At 68.6% G+C, this 18,369-nt stretch carries 19 protein-coding genes; 8 read left to right on the plus strand and 11 right to left on the minus strand.

What is annotated here, in order from left to right; translation table 11 throughout:
* Positions 1-8 precede the first annotated feature (8 nt).
* Complete coding sequence (locus BLV60_RS06300) at positions 9-671, minus strand: NAD-dependent epimerase/dehydratase family protein (protein ID WP_093051576.1); 663 nt, start codon at positions 669-671, stop codon at positions 9-11.
* A 14-nt stretch (positions 672-685) separates the two neighbouring features.
* Entirely contained in the window at positions 686-1,072 is a 387-nt protein-coding gene (locus BLV60_RS06305) for a thioredoxin family protein (protein ID WP_093051579.1), read from the minus strand.
* A gap of 123 nt (positions 1,073-1,195) precedes the next feature.
* Here BLV60_RS06305 and BLV60_RS06310 point away from each other — a divergent pair, with 123 nt between their 5' ends.
* Positions 1,196-1,534 (plus strand): Mpo1-like protein, encoded by a 339-nt coding sequence (locus tag BLV60_RS06310; RefSeq protein ID WP_093051582.1) that lies wholly within the window; start codon positions 1,196-1,198, stop codon positions 1,532-1,534.
* On the opposite strand, the gene BLV60_RS06315 is transcribed toward BLV60_RS06310, so the two are convergent.
* A complete protein-coding gene (locus BLV60_RS06315; protein WP_093051585.1) occupies positions 1,531-2,742 on the minus strand; it encodes a YihY family inner membrane protein in 1,212 nt (403 codons plus the stop codon). The two genes, BLV60_RS06310 and BLV60_RS06315, sit on opposite strands and share 4 nt — an antisense overlap.
* On the opposite strand from BLV60_RS06315, the gene BLV60_RS06320 reads away from it, so the two are divergent.
* Both BLV60_RS06320 and BLV60_RS06325 read left to right on the plus strand, forming a co-directional pair.
* Positions 2,741-3,214 carry a DUF2069 domain-containing protein gene (locus tag BLV60_RS06320; protein ID WP_256328878.1) on the plus strand — a complete coding sequence of 158 codons (474 nt, stop codon included), beginning with the start codon at positions 2,741-2,743 and terminating at the stop codon, positions 3,212-3,214. The two genes, BLV60_RS06315 and BLV60_RS06320, sit on opposite strands and share 2 nt — an antisense overlap.
* Complete coding sequence (locus tag BLV60_RS06325) at positions 3,211-4,644, plus strand: FAD-binding oxidoreductase (RefSeq protein WP_093051588.1); 1,434 nt, start codon at positions 3,211-3,213, stop codon at positions 4,642-4,644. The genes BLV60_RS06320 and BLV60_RS06325 overlap by 4 nt, the downstream gene beginning before the upstream one ends.
* A gap of 23 nt (positions 4,645-4,667) precedes the next feature.
* On the opposite strand, the gene BLV60_RS06330 is transcribed toward BLV60_RS06325, so the two are convergent.
* On the minus strand, positions 4,668-5,420 hold the full coding sequence (locus BLV60_RS06330) for a siderophore-interacting protein (protein ID WP_093051591.1): 753 nt from the start codon (positions 5,418-5,420) through the stop codon (positions 4,668-4,670).
* A 311-nt stretch (positions 5,421-5,731) separates the two neighbouring features.
* On the opposite strand from BLV60_RS06330, the gene BLV60_RS06335 reads away from it, so the two are divergent.
* Positions 5,732-6,349: an RNA polymerase sigma factor gene (locus tag BLV60_RS06335; RefSeq protein ID WP_093051594.1), complete on the plus strand. Its 618-nt coding sequence runs from the start codon at positions 5,732-5,734 to the stop codon at positions 6,347-6,349.
* Entirely contained in the window at positions 6,346-7,410 is a 1,065-nt protein-coding gene (locus BLV60_RS06340) for a FecR family protein (RefSeq protein WP_256328879.1), read from the plus strand. Before BLV60_RS06335 ends, BLV60_RS06340 begins: the two co-directional genes overlap by 4 nt.
* Positions 7,411-7,423: 13 nt before the next feature.
* On the opposite strand, the gene BLV60_RS06345 is transcribed toward BLV60_RS06340, so the two are convergent.
* From BLV60_RS06345 to BLV60_RS06370, 7 genes are all read right to left on the minus strand, one after another.
* On the minus strand, positions 7,424-7,573 hold the full coding sequence (locus tag BLV60_RS06345) for a hypothetical protein (RefSeq protein ID WP_176928717.1): 150 nt from the start codon (positions 7,571-7,573) through the stop codon (positions 7,424-7,426).
* Positions 7,574-7,647: 74 nt separating this feature from the next.
* Complete coding sequence (locus BLV60_RS33955; protein ID WP_143042549.1) at positions 7,648-7,827, minus strand: hypothetical protein; 180 nt, start codon at positions 7,825-7,827, stop codon at positions 7,648-7,650.
* Between the two features lie 176 nt (positions 7,828-8,003).
* Positions 8,004-9,473 (minus strand): efflux transporter outer membrane subunit, encoded by a 1,470-nt coding sequence (locus tag BLV60_RS06350; RefSeq protein WP_093051889.1) that lies wholly within the window; start codon positions 9,471-9,473, stop codon positions 8,004-8,006.
* Positions 9,474-9,487: 14 nt separating this feature from the next.
* Positions 9,488-11,500 (minus strand): ABC transporter permease, encoded by a 2,013-nt coding sequence (locus tag BLV60_RS06355; RefSeq protein WP_093051600.1) that lies wholly within the window; start codon positions 11,498-11,500, stop codon positions 9,488-9,490.
* Positions 11,497-12,561: an efflux RND transporter periplasmic adaptor subunit gene (locus BLV60_RS06360; protein WP_256328880.1), complete on the minus strand. Its 1,065-nt coding sequence runs from the start codon at positions 12,559-12,561 to the stop codon at positions 11,497-11,499. The genes BLV60_RS06355 and BLV60_RS06360 overlap by 4 nt, the downstream gene beginning before the upstream one ends.
* 120 nt (positions 12,562-12,681) lie before the next feature.
* Entirely contained in the window at positions 12,682-13,266 is a 585-nt protein-coding gene (locus BLV60_RS06365; protein WP_093051606.1) for a Fur family transcriptional regulator, read from the minus strand.
* On the minus strand, positions 13,263-14,954 hold the full coding sequence (locus BLV60_RS06370; RefSeq protein ID WP_093051609.1) for a cyclic peptide export ABC transporter: 1,692 nt from the start codon (positions 14,952-14,954) through the stop codon (positions 13,263-13,265). Before BLV60_RS06370 ends, BLV60_RS06365 begins: the two co-directional genes overlap by 4 nt.
* 268 nt (positions 14,955-15,222) lie before the next feature.
* On the opposite strand from BLV60_RS06370, the gene fhuF reads away from it, so the two are divergent.
* From fhuF to BLV60_RS06385, 3 genes are all read left to right on the plus strand, one after another.
* Positions 15,223-15,963, plus strand: a complete 741-nt coding sequence (gene fhuF / locus BLV60_RS06375) for a siderophore-iron reductase FhuF (RefSeq protein WP_093051612.1) — start codon at positions 15,223-15,225, stop codon at positions 15,961-15,963.
* Positions 15,964-16,025: 62 nt separating this feature from the next.
* On the plus strand, positions 16,026-16,862 hold the full coding sequence (locus BLV60_RS06380; RefSeq protein WP_093051615.1) for a formyl transferase: 837 nt from the start codon (positions 16,026-16,028) through the stop codon (positions 16,860-16,862).
* 91 nt (positions 16,863-16,953) lie between these two features.
* Entirely contained in the window at positions 16,954-18,255 is a 1,302-nt protein-coding gene (locus BLV60_RS06385; protein ID WP_093051618.1) for a lysine N(6)-hydroxylase/L-ornithine N(5)-oxygenase family protein, read from the plus strand.
* The last annotated feature ends 114 nt before the right edge of the window (positions 18,256-18,369 follow it).

Here is an 18,369-nt window from a genome sequence, read left to right on the forward strand (position 1 = left end):
GAAGCTCTTCAGCCCAGCGCGTTGATGTCCGCCGGATCGAGCAGCACCTTCGGTGCGCCGTTGCGCGCCACGGCCAGCATGGCGCGACCGATCTTCTCGGTGGTCGTCACCTTGTTCGGCCACAGGCTGTGGGCCAGCCCGAGCACGGGCCTGAGCACGACGATCGCAGCGTCATAGAGCGGCGTCTTCGAGCGAATGCCATGCAGCGGCTGGATCATGCCGGGCCGGAACATGTAGGCCGCCTTGAACGGCAGGCGCAACAAGGCGTTTTCCGTCGCGCCCTTCACGCGCGCCCACATGCTGCTGCCGCGCTCGCTGCTGTCGGTGCCGGCACCCGTCACGTAGGTGAAAGTCATGGCCGGGTTGAGCCGCGCGAGCACGGTGGCGGCGGCCAGCGTCAGGTCGTAGGTGATGCGCTTGTACTCGGGCTCCTTCATGCCGACCGACGACACGCCGAGGCAGAAGAAGCAGGCGTCGAAGCCCTGCAGTTGCGGCTCGATGGCGCTGTAGTCGTACATGTCCTTGTGGACCAGGTCGCGCAGCTTGGGATGCTGCTGCCCCGTGGCATTGCGGCCGACCGCGATGACGCTCTCGACGTCGGGCGCCAGAAGGCACTCGCGCAGCACACCCTGCCCCACCATGCCGGTGGCGCCGAAGATCAGGATTTTCATGACGGGGCTTCCGGTCAGACCGTGAAGACGGCCGGTTTCTTGTTGAGCACGGCGAGCAGCAGGTCGACGTCAAGGCTCGAAGGCTTCGGCAGCTGCAGCGCGGAGAGCATGCGCGACAGCGTCTCGGCATGCGGCAGCAGCGGGCCCAGAAAGCGCGTGCCGTCGGCGCCCGCAACCAGCAGGGTCGGGAAGGTCTCTACGTCGAAGGCGTCAGCGATGTCTGCGTGGTCTTCGATGTCGACCCAGGCAAAGCGGAACTGCGGGTGCGCGCGCGCCACCTCTTCGAGCAGCGGCCGGTAGTCGCGGCAGGTGCCGCACCATTCGGCGCAAAGGCACACGACCCAAGGCGCATCGTTGCTGGCCGGCTCGACGGATTCGGGGGTGCTTGGAAGGGCGCTCAAGGCTGATGCGTCGGTGGTGTGATCGGAAGGCCGGGGTGGTGCGGCCGGAAGGTCGTGGCTATTATGGACAAAGCCCTCATCCGCCGGGACCACCGGGTTTCAGGGGCACAGGAGACTCGCACGATGAACACCACGACTGCCCCAGGATCTGCCGTCGATCCGCGTCAATTCAAGAGCTTTGCGCAGTTCTATCCCTTCTACCTGACCGAGCACGCCAACCTCACCTGCAGGCGGCTGCACTTCGCGGGCTCGACCATTTCGCTGCTGTGCCTGGTGGCGCTGGTGGTCACGCTCAACCCGCTGTGGCTGCTGGCCGGACTGGTGGCGGGCTACGGCTTTGCCTGGATCGGGCACTTCGGGTTCGAGAAGAACAAGCCGGCCTCGTTCAAGCGGCCGCTTTACTCCTTCATGGGCGACTGGGCGATGTACCGCGACATCTGGCTCGGTCGGGTGAAGATCTAGATCAGGAGCACGTCGCCCAGGCGCAGCGAGCGCAGCGGACCCTTCTGCCAGAGGTCTTCGAGCGGCTCGGCCTGCGGCATCAGCAGTTCTTTCAGCAGCGGCTCGATGGGCGTCGAAGGGTCAGCGAGCAGCACGTAGCGCGGGTCTTCGTTGGCGGGCTCTTCCGCGAGTGGTGCGATCCAGTCGAGCGCCACCAGCGTCTCGAGCACCGGCGCCAGTTGCAGCGCATCGACCCGCATGCGCGTGACCAGTTCGGTCGCGCCCATGCCCTTGGCCGGCGTGGCCTGCGCGCGGGCCAGGTGCTGCAGTGCTTCCATTGCCAGTTGCAAGGGCCAGCCCGCGGTGCCGCCGCGCCGTGCCACGCCCGTGAGCAGGCTCGGCAAGTAGGCCGCGATGACCGCGCCGAGCAGCACGATCACCCAGGCCACATAGATCCACACCAGCAGGATCGGCACCGTGGCAAAGGCGCCGTACAGCACCGAATAGGTCGGCACCAGGCTCAGGTAGTAGGCCAGCACGCGCTTGGCGATTTCGATGGCGGCCGCCACGAAGATGCCTCCGGCCCATGCATGCGACCAGCGCACGTTGGTGTTGGGCACGTAGTGGTACAGCGACGCCATGCCGACCGCGAGCAGCGCGAACTCGAAGGTGTCGAAGAACAGCTTGACCATGCCGCGCCCCACCACGTCGCTGGTGGCCGAGACCACGTACGAAGTGGTCGACAGGCTCACCGCAAGGATGATCGGCCCCAGCGTGATGGCCGCCCAGTAGATGAGCACCCGCTGCGCGAACGGCCGCGGCGAGCGCACGCGCCAGATGTTGTTGAGCGTCTTGTCGATGGTGAGGATCAGCGCGATGGCAGTGATCAGCAGCACGATCAGGCCTGCGATGCCCAGCCCGCTGGCCTTGCTCGCGAACTGGTTCAGGTAGCCCAGCACCTGCCGTGCGATGTTGTCGGGAATCAGGCTCTCGATGAGCCAGCGCTGCAGGCGGCCCTGCATCTTCGCGAACATCGGGAACACGGTGAACAGCGCCAGCGCCACGGTGAAGAACGGCACCATCGCGATGGTGGTGGTGAAGGTCAGGCTGCTGGCTGTGAGGCCGAGCCGGTCTTCGCGAAAACGCTCGCCCAGCACCGCTGCGGTGTTGCGCCACGGAAAGCGCGAAAGATCCCTCCAGAGTTGCCTGCGATTCATGGCGGCTATCATGCCATCCGCTCTTTTTGTCGCCGCTGGCCGCCTGCCGGGCGCTCTCTTCCCTTCGCTGCCCAACGTGTCCGACACTCCGCTCCCGCCCTCTTCCGTTCGCGCGACCCGCTGGGCCGCCGTGGGCAGCCTCGTCGGCCTCATCGTGCTGGGCCTGGCCTGGGAGCTATGGCTGGCGCCGCTGCGCCCGGGTGGCTCGCTGCTGGCGCTGAAGGTGCTGCCGCTCGTCATTCCGCTCGCGGGTCTGTGGAAGAACCGCATGTACACCTACCGCTGGGTCAGCCTGATGATCTGGCTCTATTTCACCGAGGGCGTTGTGCGCGCCTGGAGCGACACCAACGGCGTGGGCCAGGTGCTCGCGCTCGTCGAGGTGCTGCTGTGCCTCGTGCTCTTCGCGGCCTGCGCATGGCATGTGCGGCTGCGCCTGCGCCACGCCAAGAACGCTGCCCGCCAACTGGAGGCTTCCACCCAATGACCACTGCTTCTTCTTCTTCCCTGATCGATCAACTGCGCGCCATCGTCGGCGCGGCGAACGTGCTGAACGAGGGCGACCTCACTGCCTACGAGCAGGACTGGCGCAAGCGCGCGCGCGGCAAGTCGCTGGCCGTGGTGCGGCCCGGCACCACGCAGCAGGTGGCCGACGTGGTGAAGGCCTGCGCGGCGGCCGGCACCGCCATCATTCCGCAGGGCGGCAACACTGGCCTGGCGGTCGGCTCCATTCCGGACGAGAGCGGCACGCAGGTGGTGCTGAGCCTGCAGCGCCTGAACGCGATCCGCACCATCGATGGCGCCAACCTCACGATGACCGTCGAGGCCGGCTGCATTCTTCAAACGCTGCAGGAGACCGCCGAGAAGGCCGGCTTCCTCTTCCCGCTGAGCCTCGCGGCCGAAGGCAGCTGCACCATCGGCGGCAACCTCGCGACGAATGCGGGCGGCACGCAGGTGGTTCGCTACGGCAATACGCGCGAGCTGTGCCTGGGCCTCGAAGTGGTCACGCCGCAGGGCGAGATCTGGGAAGGCACCAGCGGCCTGCGCAAGGACAACACCGGCTACGACCTGCGCGACCTCGTCATCGGCAGCGAAGGCACGCTCGGCATCATCACCGCCGCGACCATGAAGCTCTACCCGCTGCCGGCCGCGCAGCTCACGGCCTGGGCCGCGGTGCCATCGCTCGACCATGCGGTCACGCTGCTGGGCCTTGCGCACAAGCACCTGGGCTCGGGCCTCACGGGCTTCGAGGTGATGGGCAAGTTTGCGCTGAGCCTGGTCGACAAGCACATGCCGCAGCTGCGCGTGCCCTTCATCAAGGATGAGGCCGTGCCGTACTGCGTGCTGCTCGAAAACTCCGACAGCGAATCCGAAGACCACGCGCGCGCACGCTTCGAGGCGCTGCTCGAAACCGCCTTCGAAGACGGCTGCGTCACCGACGCGGTGGTGGCCGAGAACCTCACGCAGGCGCACCAGCTGTGGCACATCCGCGAAAGCATTCCGCTCGCGCAGGCCGAGGAAGGCCTGAACATCAAGCACGACATCTCGATTCCCGTGTCGCGCATCCCGGCCTTCGTGGCAGAAACCGACGCGCTGCTGGCGCGTGAAATTGCCGGCGTGCGGCTGGTGAATTTCGGCCACCTGGGCGACGGCAACCTGCACTACAACGTGCAGGCGCCGGAGAACATCGACACCAAGGCGTTCCTGAAGAACGAAGAAGAGCGCATCAACACGCTGGTGTACGACGCAGTCGAGAAGTTCGGCGGCTCGTTCTCGGCCGAGCATGGCGTGGGCTCGCTCAAGGTCGACAAGCTGGAAAAGCACAAGTCGCCGGTGGCGCTGGAGATGATGCGGGCGATCAAGCGCGGGCTCGATCCGAAGAACATCCTCAACCCGGGCCGCGTGATCCGGGTCTAGCCTGGCCCGCTCGCGGACTGCGTTCAGTCGATCCCGGTCTTCCCCGGTGCCCAGTACGCCTTGGCCTTGATGCGCCGCGCCTCGACGCCCTGCGCCTTGAGCGCCCGACTCACCTGCTGGATCGACGCGGCCTTGCCGGTCAGCACATAGTGCGTGCTGCCGTCCATGGGCGGCACCATCGCGGCCAGCAGCTCGCCGATGTGCGAACCGTCGGCGCGGCGCTCCATCAGCGCGAGCGGCTGGACGCCCAGCGCATCCAGTACCTGACGCGATTCGGCGATGGCGTTCACCTCGAACACGGCGCGAACGCCCTGCCCGGGCGCATCCCTGCCGCACAGCGACGCCGCGAGGCCGAAGGAGGTCTCGTCGCCGAAGAGAATCGTCGACGCCGGCAGCGGCTCGAGTTCCAGCGAGCGGCGCGGCCCGAACACCTGCTGTTCGTCGCCGGGCCGGGTGCGGCGCACCCATTCGCTGCCCGGCCCCTCGCCGTGCGCAAACGCCACGATGCGCATGACGCCGCGCGCCACATCCAAGGACGCGGGGGTGTAGGTGCGCGCCTCGAATGTGCCGCCGGCCTTGATCTGGAGCTTCTGTCCAGGCGACCAGCGATGGCCTTCGAAAGCCGCGCCTTCGAGGTCGATGAACCGGAAGTGCGTCGACAGGCTGGTGGCCGCAATGACACGCACCGGACGCAGGAACAGGCGGGTAAACGTGCGTTCGATCAGCCCGGGTTGGGGGGCATCAGGCGAAGGCGCCGCGAAACGGGAAGAAGACATAAGAAGGAACTCTCTGGACAGTGAGTGGATGCGGCAACGCCGCGAGAACCTGACAAGTTAGTTTCGACAGCCAGTGGCAAAAGTGGCAAAGGCGGCTCATCCGCGACGCGCCACAGTCATGTCTTCGGCTAACAATTCAGTGATACACTCCAATAAGAATAGTTCTTATTCACCCTTCCCGGGGATTTTCAAAACCAAATGCTTCTGCGGCCAGCTCGCCTCTTCCCAAGTGGAAGTCGGGGCGAATCCGTCGGTGCGTTCTGGCAAGCGGCCCCGGGGTCCATCGTCGATGCTTGCGAGAAGGCGGCCGGATGCGCGACCTCGTTCAGGAACTGGTAGCTCACTACGCGGACTTGCGCCGGCAGCTCACTCGCGACCTGAGAGACCCGCACTACGCGGCCGACATCGCGCAGTCCAGCTTCGAGCGGGTCTATGCGGCGTCGCTCAAGACGCGCGGCGGCAATCGTGGCGATGCCCTGCCCGATCTGCAGGACGCCGCCTATTCCATCGAATCGCCCCGCGCCCTGCTGTTTCGCGTGGCGCGCAACCTGTGCGTCGACGATGCACGCCGGCGCAAGGTCGCGCAGGAATGGGTCAGCACGCATGCAGGCATCGGCACGCACCAGACGGCCCAGTCCAGCGAATACGTCGTGGCCCAGCAACGGGTGCTGGCGCGGGTGGTCGAAACCATGGAACAACTGCCGCCGCGCCGGCGCGAGGTATTCCTGTTGTTCCGCGCCTACGGCCACACGCGCGCTGAAATTGCGCAGCGGCTGAACATCACCGAGATGGCCGTGGCCAAGCACCTGCTGCGCGCCACCATCGATTGCTCGCGCGTGTTCGCCGAGCTGCGCTCGGAGCTGATCGAGCCGCAGGTCGTGCTGAGCCGGCCGGGCTTCGACGCGGCGCTGGCCGAAGACTTCTCGTGAACGGCGACAGCATGGCGGCAAGCGCTCCTCCGCGCGAACGGCTGATCGAGCGCGCGCTCGCGCTGATCGTCGAAGGAGAGATCGCACCCGGCGAGGCCGCGGGCCGCGCCCGCGCGTTGCTCAACCAGTGGCGCGGCAAATCGGCGGAACATGCAGCGGCCGTGCAGGAGGCTCGCGAGCGCTGGGACGCACTCGGCGGCATGGCGAACGACTTGCGCGCGCACTTCGACGAACCCGACGCCGCGCTGATGGCCAACGCGGCCGCCACTGCGGCCGCATCGACGCACCGGCAGCAGCGCCGCAAGATGCTGCTTTCGGTCGCCGCCTTGCTGGGCACCGGCCTGGTCGCGGGCCGGGGCGTGCAGTGGTACTGGCAGCAACCCGTGTTCCGCGCAGCCTACGAAACCCGTACCGCGCAGATGCTGAAGGTGACGCTGACCGACGGCCGCAGCGGCGCGCCCGGCAGCCAACTCGACCTGGCACCGCAGAGCGCGATCGACGTGGCGCTCTATCGCCAGCACCGCGCCGTCGACATGGCGCACGGCGAAGTGCGCTTCGAGGTGGCGCGCGATGCAGACCGCCCTTTCAGGGTCCGCACGCGCGGCGTCACCATCGAAGTTGTCGGCACCGCGTTCACCGTGCGCGACCGTGGCGGCCCGATCACCGTGGGCGTGGAGCATGGCCATGTGCGCGTGCACATGCCGCCGCGCGACGGGTCCACTGGCGCAGAGGCGGAAGTGATCGACCTGCGCATGGGAGACCTGCTTGAAATCGACGACGGCCGTGCCGCCGCAGTGCGGCAAACCGACACGGCAGCCCTGTCCGCGTGGCGCAATGGCTGGCTCGTCTTCGAGAACACACCGCTCGGCGACGCTCTGGCCGCGGTCAACAGCTATCGCGCACGGCCCATCGTCAGCACGAGTTCGCGCGTCGACGCGATGCGGCTGTCGGGCCGTTTCCGCACCAACGATTCCGACGGCCTCGTGGCCGCCCTGCCGACGATCCTGCCTCTGGCCGCCGAACCGCAGCCGGACGGCAGCGTGACCCTGCGAACGCGCTGAGTCCTTCGCCGCGTCAGGCGCCGCGCACATTCCCCACGGGGTGGCCGGACTGCACCAGGCCCCACTCCGCCAGCGCGATGTCGAGCGCGCGCAGGTGCCGGGGGTCTTTCCCGAGCCACTGGGCCAGTTCCTCCGTGTTCTGCAGGGTCGGCGAGGCGTGCATGCAAGCGAAAAGCGACGCCGCGGTGCGGACGCATTCATCGGGCACGAGGCAGTGCGCGGCCAACCCGGCGCGCCTCATTCGAGCCCGCCCGTGGGCGGATGAAAATTCCTGCGGCGGCTGACGACCAGAGCGGCGCCCGCCAGTGCCCAGAGGCGCAGGGCACGGTCGAATGCGGGCGGATGCGTCTGGTCTTCCCGCAGCCAGTGCGTCAGCTTCAACGCGCCCGTGCGGCATGGATTCTCTCGGAGGTCCATGTAGAGCCGCCATGCGGTCTCCTCGGCGGACGGCGCCTCCGGATGGTTTTGCGGGGCCACTGCTACTCCAGGCGCTGTGTTGTTGATTCAGGGGGATGACCGTCGAGGCCGATGCGCACCGGAAAATGCCGGCGCGCAGGCGTCTAGAGAAAAAGACGATCCGCGGCCCCGAATGTTCAAGGAGGCCGGCCCGGCGATGTAGGGCCACGAGCGTCCAAAACGCATTCGGTATGTCCTTCGACTGCGGCGGGTGCGGCATCCGCGCACCGGGCCTGCCGCCATCCGCCGCCCATTGCACGGTAGAGCGAGACCCGTGCCTGCAAGCGCGCCATGCGCAACTGGACCGCCAGGTCCTGCGCGGTGTAGAGGGTGCGCTGCGCGTCGAGCAAGGTCAGCAGTGTCTCGGCGCCCGCACGGTAGCGGGCCTCCGACAGATCTGCCGCGCGGCGCGCCTCGGCCAGTTCGGCGCCTTGCGCCGTTGCCTGCGCATCGATGGCCGACACGCCGTTCAGCGCAGTCTCCGCATCCGCGAACGCACCGACGATCGCGCCCCGGTAGACGGCCAGCAATTCTTCGCGCCTCGCCTCGGCCAGGTGCTGGCCGCCCGCCAAGCGCCCACCGTCGAAAACCGGCGCTGCCAGCCCGGCAGCCAGGCTATAGAGCGGGTTGTCGAAGAGCCTGCCGAAGCGGCTATCTCCGGTGCCTACCGTGGCGCTCAGGGAGACGGTCGGCAGCAGTGCGGCGCGCGCCGCCAGCACGTTGGCATCGGCCGCAGCCAGATGCGCCTCCGCGCGTGCGATGTCCGGGCGCCGCACCAGCAATGCAGAAGGCGCGCTCGCGCCGACGACGGGAACCTGAAGCGCATCGAGCCGCGGCCCCCGCAGTTCGAACGCCGGCGCCGCAGTGCCCAGCAGCAACGCCAGCACGGTCTCGGCGTCGCCCGCCTGCTGATGCAGCGCTGCGAGCGCACGTTGCTGCGCGGCCACCAGACCGCGCTGCTGTGCAAGATCCAGCGGCGACGCCGCGCCGGCGCGGCTGCGGGACTCCACCAGCGCCAGCACGCGGCGCGCGTTGTCGAGGTTGCGTGCCGCAATTTCGGCGCGTTCGCGCAGGGCCAGCGCCAGCAGCCAGGTGGCGGCGACATCGGCTGTCACGGTGAGCCGTACCGTGTCGCGGTCGAAGGCGCTTGCGCGCAAGCCTTGCAGCGCTTCGTCGCGCAGCGCGGCATCGCGGCCCCACAGGTCGAGTTCATAGCTGGCGGCAAAACCCGCCGCATAAGTGCTGCCGGCAACCGTTGCATTGCCGCCCAGGCGGCCCTCGCGACTGACGCCGAGAGTGCCCGTCACCTGCGGCCGCAGCGCCGCGCCAGCGATGCGCGCCCGCGCGTCGGCCTGCCGCACCCGGGCGACAGCAGCCGCGAGATCGTTGCTTTGCGATTGCGCGCGCGCAATCAGCGTGTCGAGTTCCGTGCTGCCGAAACTGCGCCACCACTGCGCTTCGACCGGCCCCGTGTCGCCGAGTACCTGCGCATGTCGCCATGCGGAGGGAAGCTCCACCGCGCGCTCGGCGCGATCGCCATGCAGCGCGCAGCCCGACGACAGCGCCGCACACAACAAAGCCGCCCACCAGCCGCATCCGGAACGCATTCGCAGCAACACCGTCATTCCCCCGCCAGCGCCACCACGGGGTCCAGCCGCGCAGCGTTGCGCGCCGGCATGAACCCGAAGATCACGCCCGTCAGCACCGCGCAGCCGAAGGCACCCACGCTCGCTGCCAGCGAGAACAGCACCGGCACGCCGGCCAGCATCAGCCCCACGACGATGCCCAGCCCGGCGACGACGCCCACGGTGCCGCCCACCGACGTCACCAGTACCGCCTCGGTCATGAACTGCCGCAGGATGTCCCGCTGGCGCGCGCCCGTCGCCACGCGAATGCCGATTTCGCGCGTGCGCTCGCGCACCGTCATGAGCATCACGTTCATCACGCCGATGCCGCCCACGATCAGCGACACGATGGCGATCAACCCCAGCATCAGCGTCATGGCGCGCGCGGTTTCGGTCTGCACGCGCAGCGCCTCGACGCGGTTCCATATCAGCACGTGGCGCCCGGCCTGCTGCCGTTCGAGCTGCGCCTCGATGGCGGCGGCCGTTTCCTGCGCCTTGTCGATGTCGCGCACCTGCACTGCAAGCCACGTCGGGTGGGGATGGCCGTAGACGCGCGTGGCCGCGGAAGACAGCGGCACCACCACCCGGTCGTCCTGGTCCTCGCCGTTGGTGGCGCCCTTCGACGCCAGCACGCCGACGACCTGGAACGGCACCTTGTCCACCAGGATGTCCTGTCCGACGGGGTCCTGCCCGTCGGCGAACAGGCGCTGGCGCACCGTTTCGCCGATCACCGCGACCTTGGCGATGCGCCGTTCGTCCTCGGCGTCGAACATCACTCCCCGACTCACGCCCCAGCCGAGCACTCGCGAGAAATCGACCGTGGCGCCGCCGCCCTCGGTGAGGTGGTCGATATTGCCGCGGCGCACGACCACCCTGTCTTCGATGTAGGGCGCGACGCCTTCGACATTGGGCAGCGCGCGAACGGCCAGCGCGTCGTCCAGCGTGAGCGGCGCGCTCGGATTGCGCAGGCTGGCGAGCTGCACGGAAACGAACATGGTGCGGGTGCCGAAGGTCTCGAACTGCGCCATCACCTTGCGCTGCGAGCCGCCGCCGACCGCCAGCATCACGATGACCGAGGCCACGCCGATCACGATGCCCAGCAGCGTGAGCCCGGTGCGAAACCGGTTGCTCCACATCACGCGCCACGCGGCCCGTGTCGCCTCGCGAATGTCGGCAGGCAGCGAGGCGCCGCCAGTGACCGATGGGCGACTGAAGACCGGCGAAGGCGCGGCAGCGATTGCCGCCGCGCCTTCGCCGGTGTGCTCACCCGAGTCCGCCACGATGCGCCCGTCCCGAATCTCGATGATCCGCCGCGCCTGCGCGGCCACCGAGCGGTCGTGCGTGATGAGGATGATGGTGTGGCCCGCATCCGCCAGTTCGTGCAGCAGCGCCATCACTTCGGCGCCGCTCTTGCTGTCGAGCGCACCGGTGGGCTCGTCGGCCAGGATGATGCGCCCGCCGTTCATCAGCGCACGCGCGATCGCCACGCGCTGCTGCTGCCCGCCCGACAGCTGGTGCGGGCGATGGTCGAGCCGCGCGCCCATGTCCAGCCGTTCGAGCAGTGCGGTGGCGCGCGCACACCGCTCGGCCTCCGGCATGCCGGCATAGAGCGCGGGAATTTCCGTGTTCTCGCGCGCCGACTCGCTGGGCACCAGGTGGTAGCCCTGGAACACGAAACCGAAGGCCTCGCGGCGCAGCCAGGCGAGCGCGTCGGCATCGAAGCTGGCCACGTCCTGGCCGTCGAACAGGTAGCGCCCGGCGCTCGGCCGATCGAGGCAACCCAGGATGTGCATCAGCGTGGACTTGCCAGAGCCCGAAGCACCGACGACGGCCACGAACTCACCCGCGTACAGGCGCAACGAGATACCATGCAGCACGGTCGTTGCCGGGCTGCCCGCCCCTTCTTCCTTGCCGCCCCGGCCACCGCGCCCGCCGTACGACTTGCGAATGCCCTGCAGCTCGATCAGCGGCCGCGGTGCATCGCCCGGCGCATGCGCCGCGGTCGTCATGGCTTCGGAGCCCTGGCGGCGATGACGATGCGGTCCCCGGCCTGCGCGCCTTCCAGCACCTGCGCAGCGAGCCGGTTGCGCACGCCGACGCGCAGCTGCCGGACCTCGACCTTGCCATCGGGGCGAAGCACGCGCGCCGTGAAGCGGTCGCTGCTGCTGGCCACCGGCACCAGCGCGGCGAGCGGCACCGAAAGCGCGTCTTTTTCGGCGTACTCGACGAAGGCGACCTTGGCCGTCATCTGCGGCATGAGCTCGCCGTCGGCGTTGTCGACATCGAACAGCGCCGTGTAGACCACCACCTTGCTCGCCGCGGCGGAAGGCTTGGCGCTGCTGTCGCTGCCCGTCTTGTTCTCGGGCACCGGCGGCGCGGGCAGCAGCTGCCGCACGTGCCCCTGCCAACGGCGCTGGCTCTCGCCGAGCGTGGTGAAGTAGACCGGCATGCCGGTCTTGATGCGCCGCACGTCGGCCTCGGAAACCTCCGACCACACCGTCATCGAAGACAGGTCTGCGATGCGCAGCACATTGGGCGTCTGGTAGGTCGCGTTCAGCGTCTGGCCCTCGCGCGCCTCCACCGACACGACGGTGCCGGACATCGGCGCGTAGATGCTGGTGTAGCCGAGGCGGGCCTCGTCGGCCTTCAGCGTCGCCTGGGTCTGTGCGATCTGCGCCTCGAGCTGTCTCACGCGCGCGCCGGCCGACGCCAGCGCGGCTTGCGCGGCCTGCACGTCCTCGTCCCGCGTGGCGCCGTCGGCAGCCATCTGGCGTTGTCTCGCATGCTGCTGCTGCGCCAGCACGTGCTGGGCCTGCTGGTCGTCGCGCTGCGCGCGCAGCCCCGCCAGCGAGGCTCGGCCCGCATCGACCGTGGCCCGCTGCACGCTGGGATCGATCTCCACCAGCAACTGCCCCCGCTTGACGACGTCGCCCGGCTGCACGTGCAGCCGAAGGATCTGCCCGGAGACCTGCGCGCCCACGTCCACGTAGTGCCGCGGCTGCAGCACCCCGAGTGCCGAGACGCTGGACTCGATGGTGCCGCGCGCCACCGGCACGGAGTCGACGTCCATCGGCTCGCCCCTTCCCCAGAGCAACCCCGCGCCGGCTGCCGCGCAAAGGGACACGAGCACCGCGGCGACCGCACGGCGCCGCCAGGCGCCTTGACGCACATCACTCACACCGGCTCCTCGTCAAGCGGCAAGGCGCTGCGCGCGCGGGCGAGCCCTGAAGCCCACGAGCGGCAGCATCCTGCCGTGCTCGCGCGACGACTGGTGCTCGCTCGACGATTCCCCCGCGGACCGGTGCTCGCAGGACGAACAGGAGCCATGGATCTGCACGTCGAAGGTGCCCGCGAGCGGCAGGCCCTTGCTCTGGGCCACGCGCACCAGCGCCTCGTGAAGCTCGCGGTCCTGCACCTCGGTGAACGTGCCGCATCCGTTGCAGCGCATGCGCACGCTCAAGGCATCGGCATTCGCACCCGGTGCGGCGTAGCGGAACACCGCCAGCGCACCGCCGCGGCTGCGAGCCCATTCGCGCTCGACAAGCCCCGAATGTTCGAACTCCTTGAGGATGCGGTAGACCGTGGTCAGGCTGGCCGAGGTGCCGCGCAGCAGCATGCGGCGAAAGACTTCTTCACCGCGCTGCCATTCGCCGCCCGCGTCCGCCAGCGTCTGGAGCACGCACAGCCGGACCACGGACGGCCGGATTCGCGCCGCCCGCAGTTGCGACATGAACACCGGCCGCTGCGTATCGTTGGTTTGCGGGCCGTCGGTCATGCAGCAAGACTCTCCAGGTGGGCGCGAGACCGGTCGTCCGCGATGCGGCCGGCGCTCATGGTGATGATGCGGTCGGCCAGGTGGAAGTAGCGGTCGTCGTGCGAGATCACCACCAGCAGGTGCCCCTTGGCACGCAGCTCGGGCAACAGCTCGGTATAGAACAGGTGGCGGAAGGTCGGGTCCTGGTCGGCGGCCCATTCGTCGAACACCAGCACCGGGCGCCCCTCGAGATAGGCGTGCACCAGCGCCAGTCGCTTGCGCTGGCCGGTCGACAGGTCCGTGGTGGTGAACGCACCGTTCTTCAGGCTCACCTTGTGTGCGATTTCGAGGCGCTCCAGGTAAGGCAAGGCGCGCTGCGGCAGTACCTGCATGCTGGCCTCGCCCTGCTCTTCGTCCGGGCCGGCTGCGAGGTCCTCGAACAGGTAGAAGTCGGAAAACACCGTGGTGAAGAGCTGGCGGTAGTCGTCGCGGCGCTCGGGGCCCACCGGGGTGCCGTCGATTGCCACCTCGCCTTCGTGCGGCGCGTACAGGCCGAGCAGCAGCTTGATCAACGTGGTCTTGCCGGAGCCGTTGTCGCCCACCACGAACACCATCTCGCCGCGGCGAAGCCGCAGGTCGATCGGCCCGAGCGCGAAGGCCTCGCCGCCCTCGGGCGCATCGAAGGCATAACGCACGCCGCGCAGCGCGATCTCGTGCTCGAACTTCAGCTCGCTGCCCGCATGGCCGACGTGCAGATGCGGCTCCGGCGTGGCGAAGCGCGCCGACAGGTCGGCAATGCGCCGGAATGCGACCCGCGCGCGCCCCACGGCAGGCAAGGCACCGGCGATCTGGTCCATCGGCCCCTTGAGGAACAGCAGCACCAGCACGAAGCCGCTGAGCACCGCGGGCTCGGTCGGTCGGAACGAGGCCCAGCCCAGGATCAGCGCGATCAGCAGGAAGAACAGGCCCGAACCGAATGCGGCGGCAATGACGAAGGTGTTGATCGCGCGCCCGTTGACCGTGCGGATGTTGTCGACGATGCGCTCGATCTGGCCGCCGAACATGCGCTGGCGGCGCACGCGATGCATGCGCAGCTCCTTGGCGCCCTCGCTGATCGCGCGGTAGGCCTTGTGCAGCTGGTCTTCATGTTCGCGCGCCTTCCAGAAACCGCTCACCCCGCGGAACTGCGCCATGGCCTGCACCGTCGCGCCGATCGCCAGCGCCACCAGCAGCACACCGAACAGCGGCAGCGACAGGTAGGCCAGGTAGGCCAGGCAGCCGAGCGCCGTGACGCAGGCGATCAGCGTCGCGGACAGCGCGAATGCCACGTCGCTGACCATGTCCACGTCCTGCGACAGCACCGGCATCAGCCTGTGGGTGCGGTAGCGCTCCAGCGCATCGATGGGCGCCGAAAGGATCTTCTGCGCCAGGCTCTTGCGGACCTGCGCAACCACCCGCTGGCCGACGAAGTTGGTCGAGACATCGGACACCATGCGCCCGAACAGCGCCACCGCGCACAGCCCGATGAACGTCAGCAGCAGGCCGCCGGACAGGCCACCCTGCCGGTTGAGCACCTGGTTGATGGTGCTCAGCAGCGCGACCGTGGCCGCGCCCGCGCCGATGCCCGTGACCGCCGACAGCAGGATCCACGGCAGGAACGGCTTGAGCAGGCGTGCGAACTCGCCGTCGGGAGCGGGGGCAGTTGTCATGCAAGAACTCTTTCCGCCCTTGGGCGACTGGGGTCCGGCGGCATGGGCAAGCCCTGCCGCCTGACGCGAAACGGATGGATGCACCCCTGCCGCGCCGGCTGGGCCACAGGGCTGCGGGCGGCAACGGACCGCCTGTACCCCACTTGACGGGTGGCCCGCGCAAATGTTCACGCCGCGCCGCATGAACACCTGCGCGGCCCATCCGTCCTAGCTTCATGCCCCCTGCAAACCGCCGCACCGCCGGCGCCCCCTCTTTCGCGACGACGCCATGATCGCCATGCTGGAACCCCTGTTCCAGGGCAACCTGGCGCCGCACGGCGAGGCACTGCAGTGCGCGCCGCAGCCGCCCGCGGGCGCGCTGCGCGTTGCCGACCTTGTGCACTCGCCCGAACTGCTGGGCCGTGTGCTGCGTCTGCATGCGTCGCACCTGGGGGTCGAGGGCAAGGACCTGCGCGCAGTGGCTTCGGCCTGGAGCCTGGACTACCTCGGCATGCTGCTGCCGCCGGTCGCGGCCGCGGCCAGCGTGCTACAGCATGGATTTCCCGTTGCCGCCGAGCAGGTCTGGGTGCGCCTCGGCCCGCACGCCCACCCAGTGAGTTTCCACATCCGCGAACTGGGCCAGCCGCAACGCGGCGCGACCACCGAGGAACGCTACTCGGCGCTGCTGCGGCAGCACCTGGAGCCGCTGTTCTCGGCGCTGTGCCGCCAGACGGGCATCGCCGCCAAGATCCTCTGGGGCAACGCGGCGCGCAACCTCGAACCGGTGCTCGACCAGGCGCTTGCGTTGACCGGCGGGTCGCCGCCGATCGCTGGCGACAGGCAGCAGTTGCTGCACAACCCCGCCTGGCCGGCGTGGAGCAACCCCCTGCCCGGCCGGCAACGCGAAATCCGCGTGCGCCTCGAGGGTCGCGAGCGAACCGTGAAGCTGCACCGCCAGTGCTGCCTCTTCCATCTGTTGCCGCGCGAAGGCTACTGCGGCGCCTGCCCGCTGTCGCCGGCGCACCGCTGACAACGCCATCACGTCATCAAGTCATCACTTCTTCCATCCACCCATCCATCGAGCGCATATCCATGTCCAAGGCAAAACTCGTCTACATCATGTCCCTGAGGAATGCGGCGGCCGACAAGGCCGGCCAGTACATCGACTACAAGGGCGGGCAGCGCTACATGAAGTCCCCGCTGGAGTACCTGGCCGAGGCACTCGAGCGCACGCCGCTGGGCGATGCCTACTCGCTGGAGGCCGTGCTCTTCGACGACGACGAGGGCTCGCCGCGCGACCGCCAGGCGCTGCAGGACTACGGCTTCGGCTTCGATCCGGCCCGCCAATGGATCTACCCGGGCGACCTGCAGGTGCAGGGCCGCCGGGCCAACGACATCTTCCACAACGTGCCGTCGACCTACCGGCGGCTGCCGCTGGACGCGGCCGCCGAGCGCGCGGCCGGAAAGAAGGAGTTCGAGCAGCGCCTGCTCGAGCGGCTCACCGCGCTGGAGGCCGACCTTGTCGTGCTCGACGGCCTGCTGGTGATCCTCGACCAGCTGGCGCGCCCCGAAAGTCCCTTCTTCCGCCGGATCGTGAACATCCATCCGGGCATCACGCGCCTGGAGTCGCCGTTCGAGCGCCGCGGCGCCTGGGCCACTCTCGACGCGCTGTACGGCGCCAAGGGCCAGCGGGTGGTCGACTGGCGCACGCGCGAGACGGTCGCGATCGAGCCGGTGCTGAAGACCGGCGCCTCCTTCCACTACGTGGACATCGGCATCGATTCGGGCGAAGTCATCTGCGACGTGCTGGGCACCGACATCGACCCCGCGGACACCATCCTCGAGCTGCGCTGGAACAACTTCAACCGCAGCCTCTTTCCCGCGCTCCACCAGGGCCTGGCCCTGATGGCCGAGACAGTGGAAGCGTGAACATCCCGCGCCGCCGAGCGTCTTCTTACACACGGCCCAGGGTGGGCTGCCGCATGCGGCGCGCCGCCCTCCACCACAGGAGTTGATTTCAATGCCACACGTCCATGATCTGGTCGGGATCGGGTTCGGCCCGTCCAACATCGCCCTGGCCATCGCCCTCGACGAAAAACGCCATGCCGGCCGGCCGCTCGATGCGCTGTTCATCGAGAAGCAACTGAGCTTCGCCTGGCACCCGCACATGCTGCTGGACCACGCGCACATGCAGATCTCCTTCCTGAAGGACCTGGCGACGCTGCGCAACCCGACCAGCCGCTTCACCTTCATCAACTACCTGCACGAAAAAGGCCGGTTGACCGACTTCGCCAACCTGAAGAGCTTCTTCCCCAGCCGCCACGAGTTCAACGACTACCTCTCGTGGGCCGCCGAGCAGTTCGAAGACGCCTGCGCCTACGGCGAAGAGGTGTTCGAGGTGCTGCCCGAAGAAAAGGGCGGCGAGGTGGCCCTGCTGCGCGTGCGCTCGCGCAACCATGCGGGCAAGCTGGTCGAGCGGCTCGCGCGCAACCTCGTGGTCAGCATCGGCGGCATGGCGAACATCCCCGACGGCTTTCGCACGCTCCGCAACGACCCGCGCGTCTTTCATTCGAGCAGCTACCTGCAGGACATCGCACAGCTGCCGGACGCCCGCCGCATCGCCGTGGTGGGCGCGGGGCAAAGCGCGGCCGAGATCTTCATGGACCTGCAGGGCCGGCCCGGCACGCCGCAGGTCGACCTCGTCACCCGCTCGCGCTCGATCCGCCCGGCCGACGACAGCCCCTTCGTGAACGAGATCTTCAACGCCGAGTTCACCGACTACACCTTCAGCCGCTCCGATGAGGAACGCGCCGCGCTGCTCGACGAGTTCTGGCACACCAACTATGCGGTGGCCGACCTGGAACTGATCCAGCAGATCTACAAGGCCTTCTACCAACAGCGGGTGACCGGCGGCAACCGCCTGCGCTTCCTGCGCCGGCACGACATCCGCAACGTCACGGCCGACGACCAGGGCGTGCACCTCGCGCTGTGGGACCAGAACGCCCTGCGCGAGCACACCGTGCGCTACGACGCCGTGGTGCTCGCCACCGGCTATGTGCGGGAGCACCACAAGGCTCTGCTCGCGCCGCTGGCGGGCTATCTCGGCAGCTACGAGGTCGACCGGCACTACCGCGTCCTGGCCACGCCCGACTTCCATCCGGCCATCTACCTGCAAGGCGCCTGCGAGGATTCGCATGGCCTGAGCGACACCCTGCTGTCCGTCACCTCGGTCAGAACCGGCGAAATCGGCAGCGCCCTGCTGGCCACGCCGGCCGGCGCGGCAGCGCATCTCCGGCCGGAACCCGAGGCCGTCCAGAACTGAAATTCCGGCGCCGCACCCCGGCGTACTAAAGATTTGTGCAGGGGGAGTGTCTCTGTTTGATGAGTTCGAACGTCTTACTCATAGATGCGCCAGAGACCGGAAGTTGGGCCGGCA

Origin of the sequence: Variovorax sp. YR634 (assembly GCF_900106655.1) — a bacterium.
Taxonomy (GTDB): domain Bacteria; phylum Pseudomonadota; class Gammaproteobacteria; order Burkholderiales; family Burkholderiaceae_C; genus Variovorax.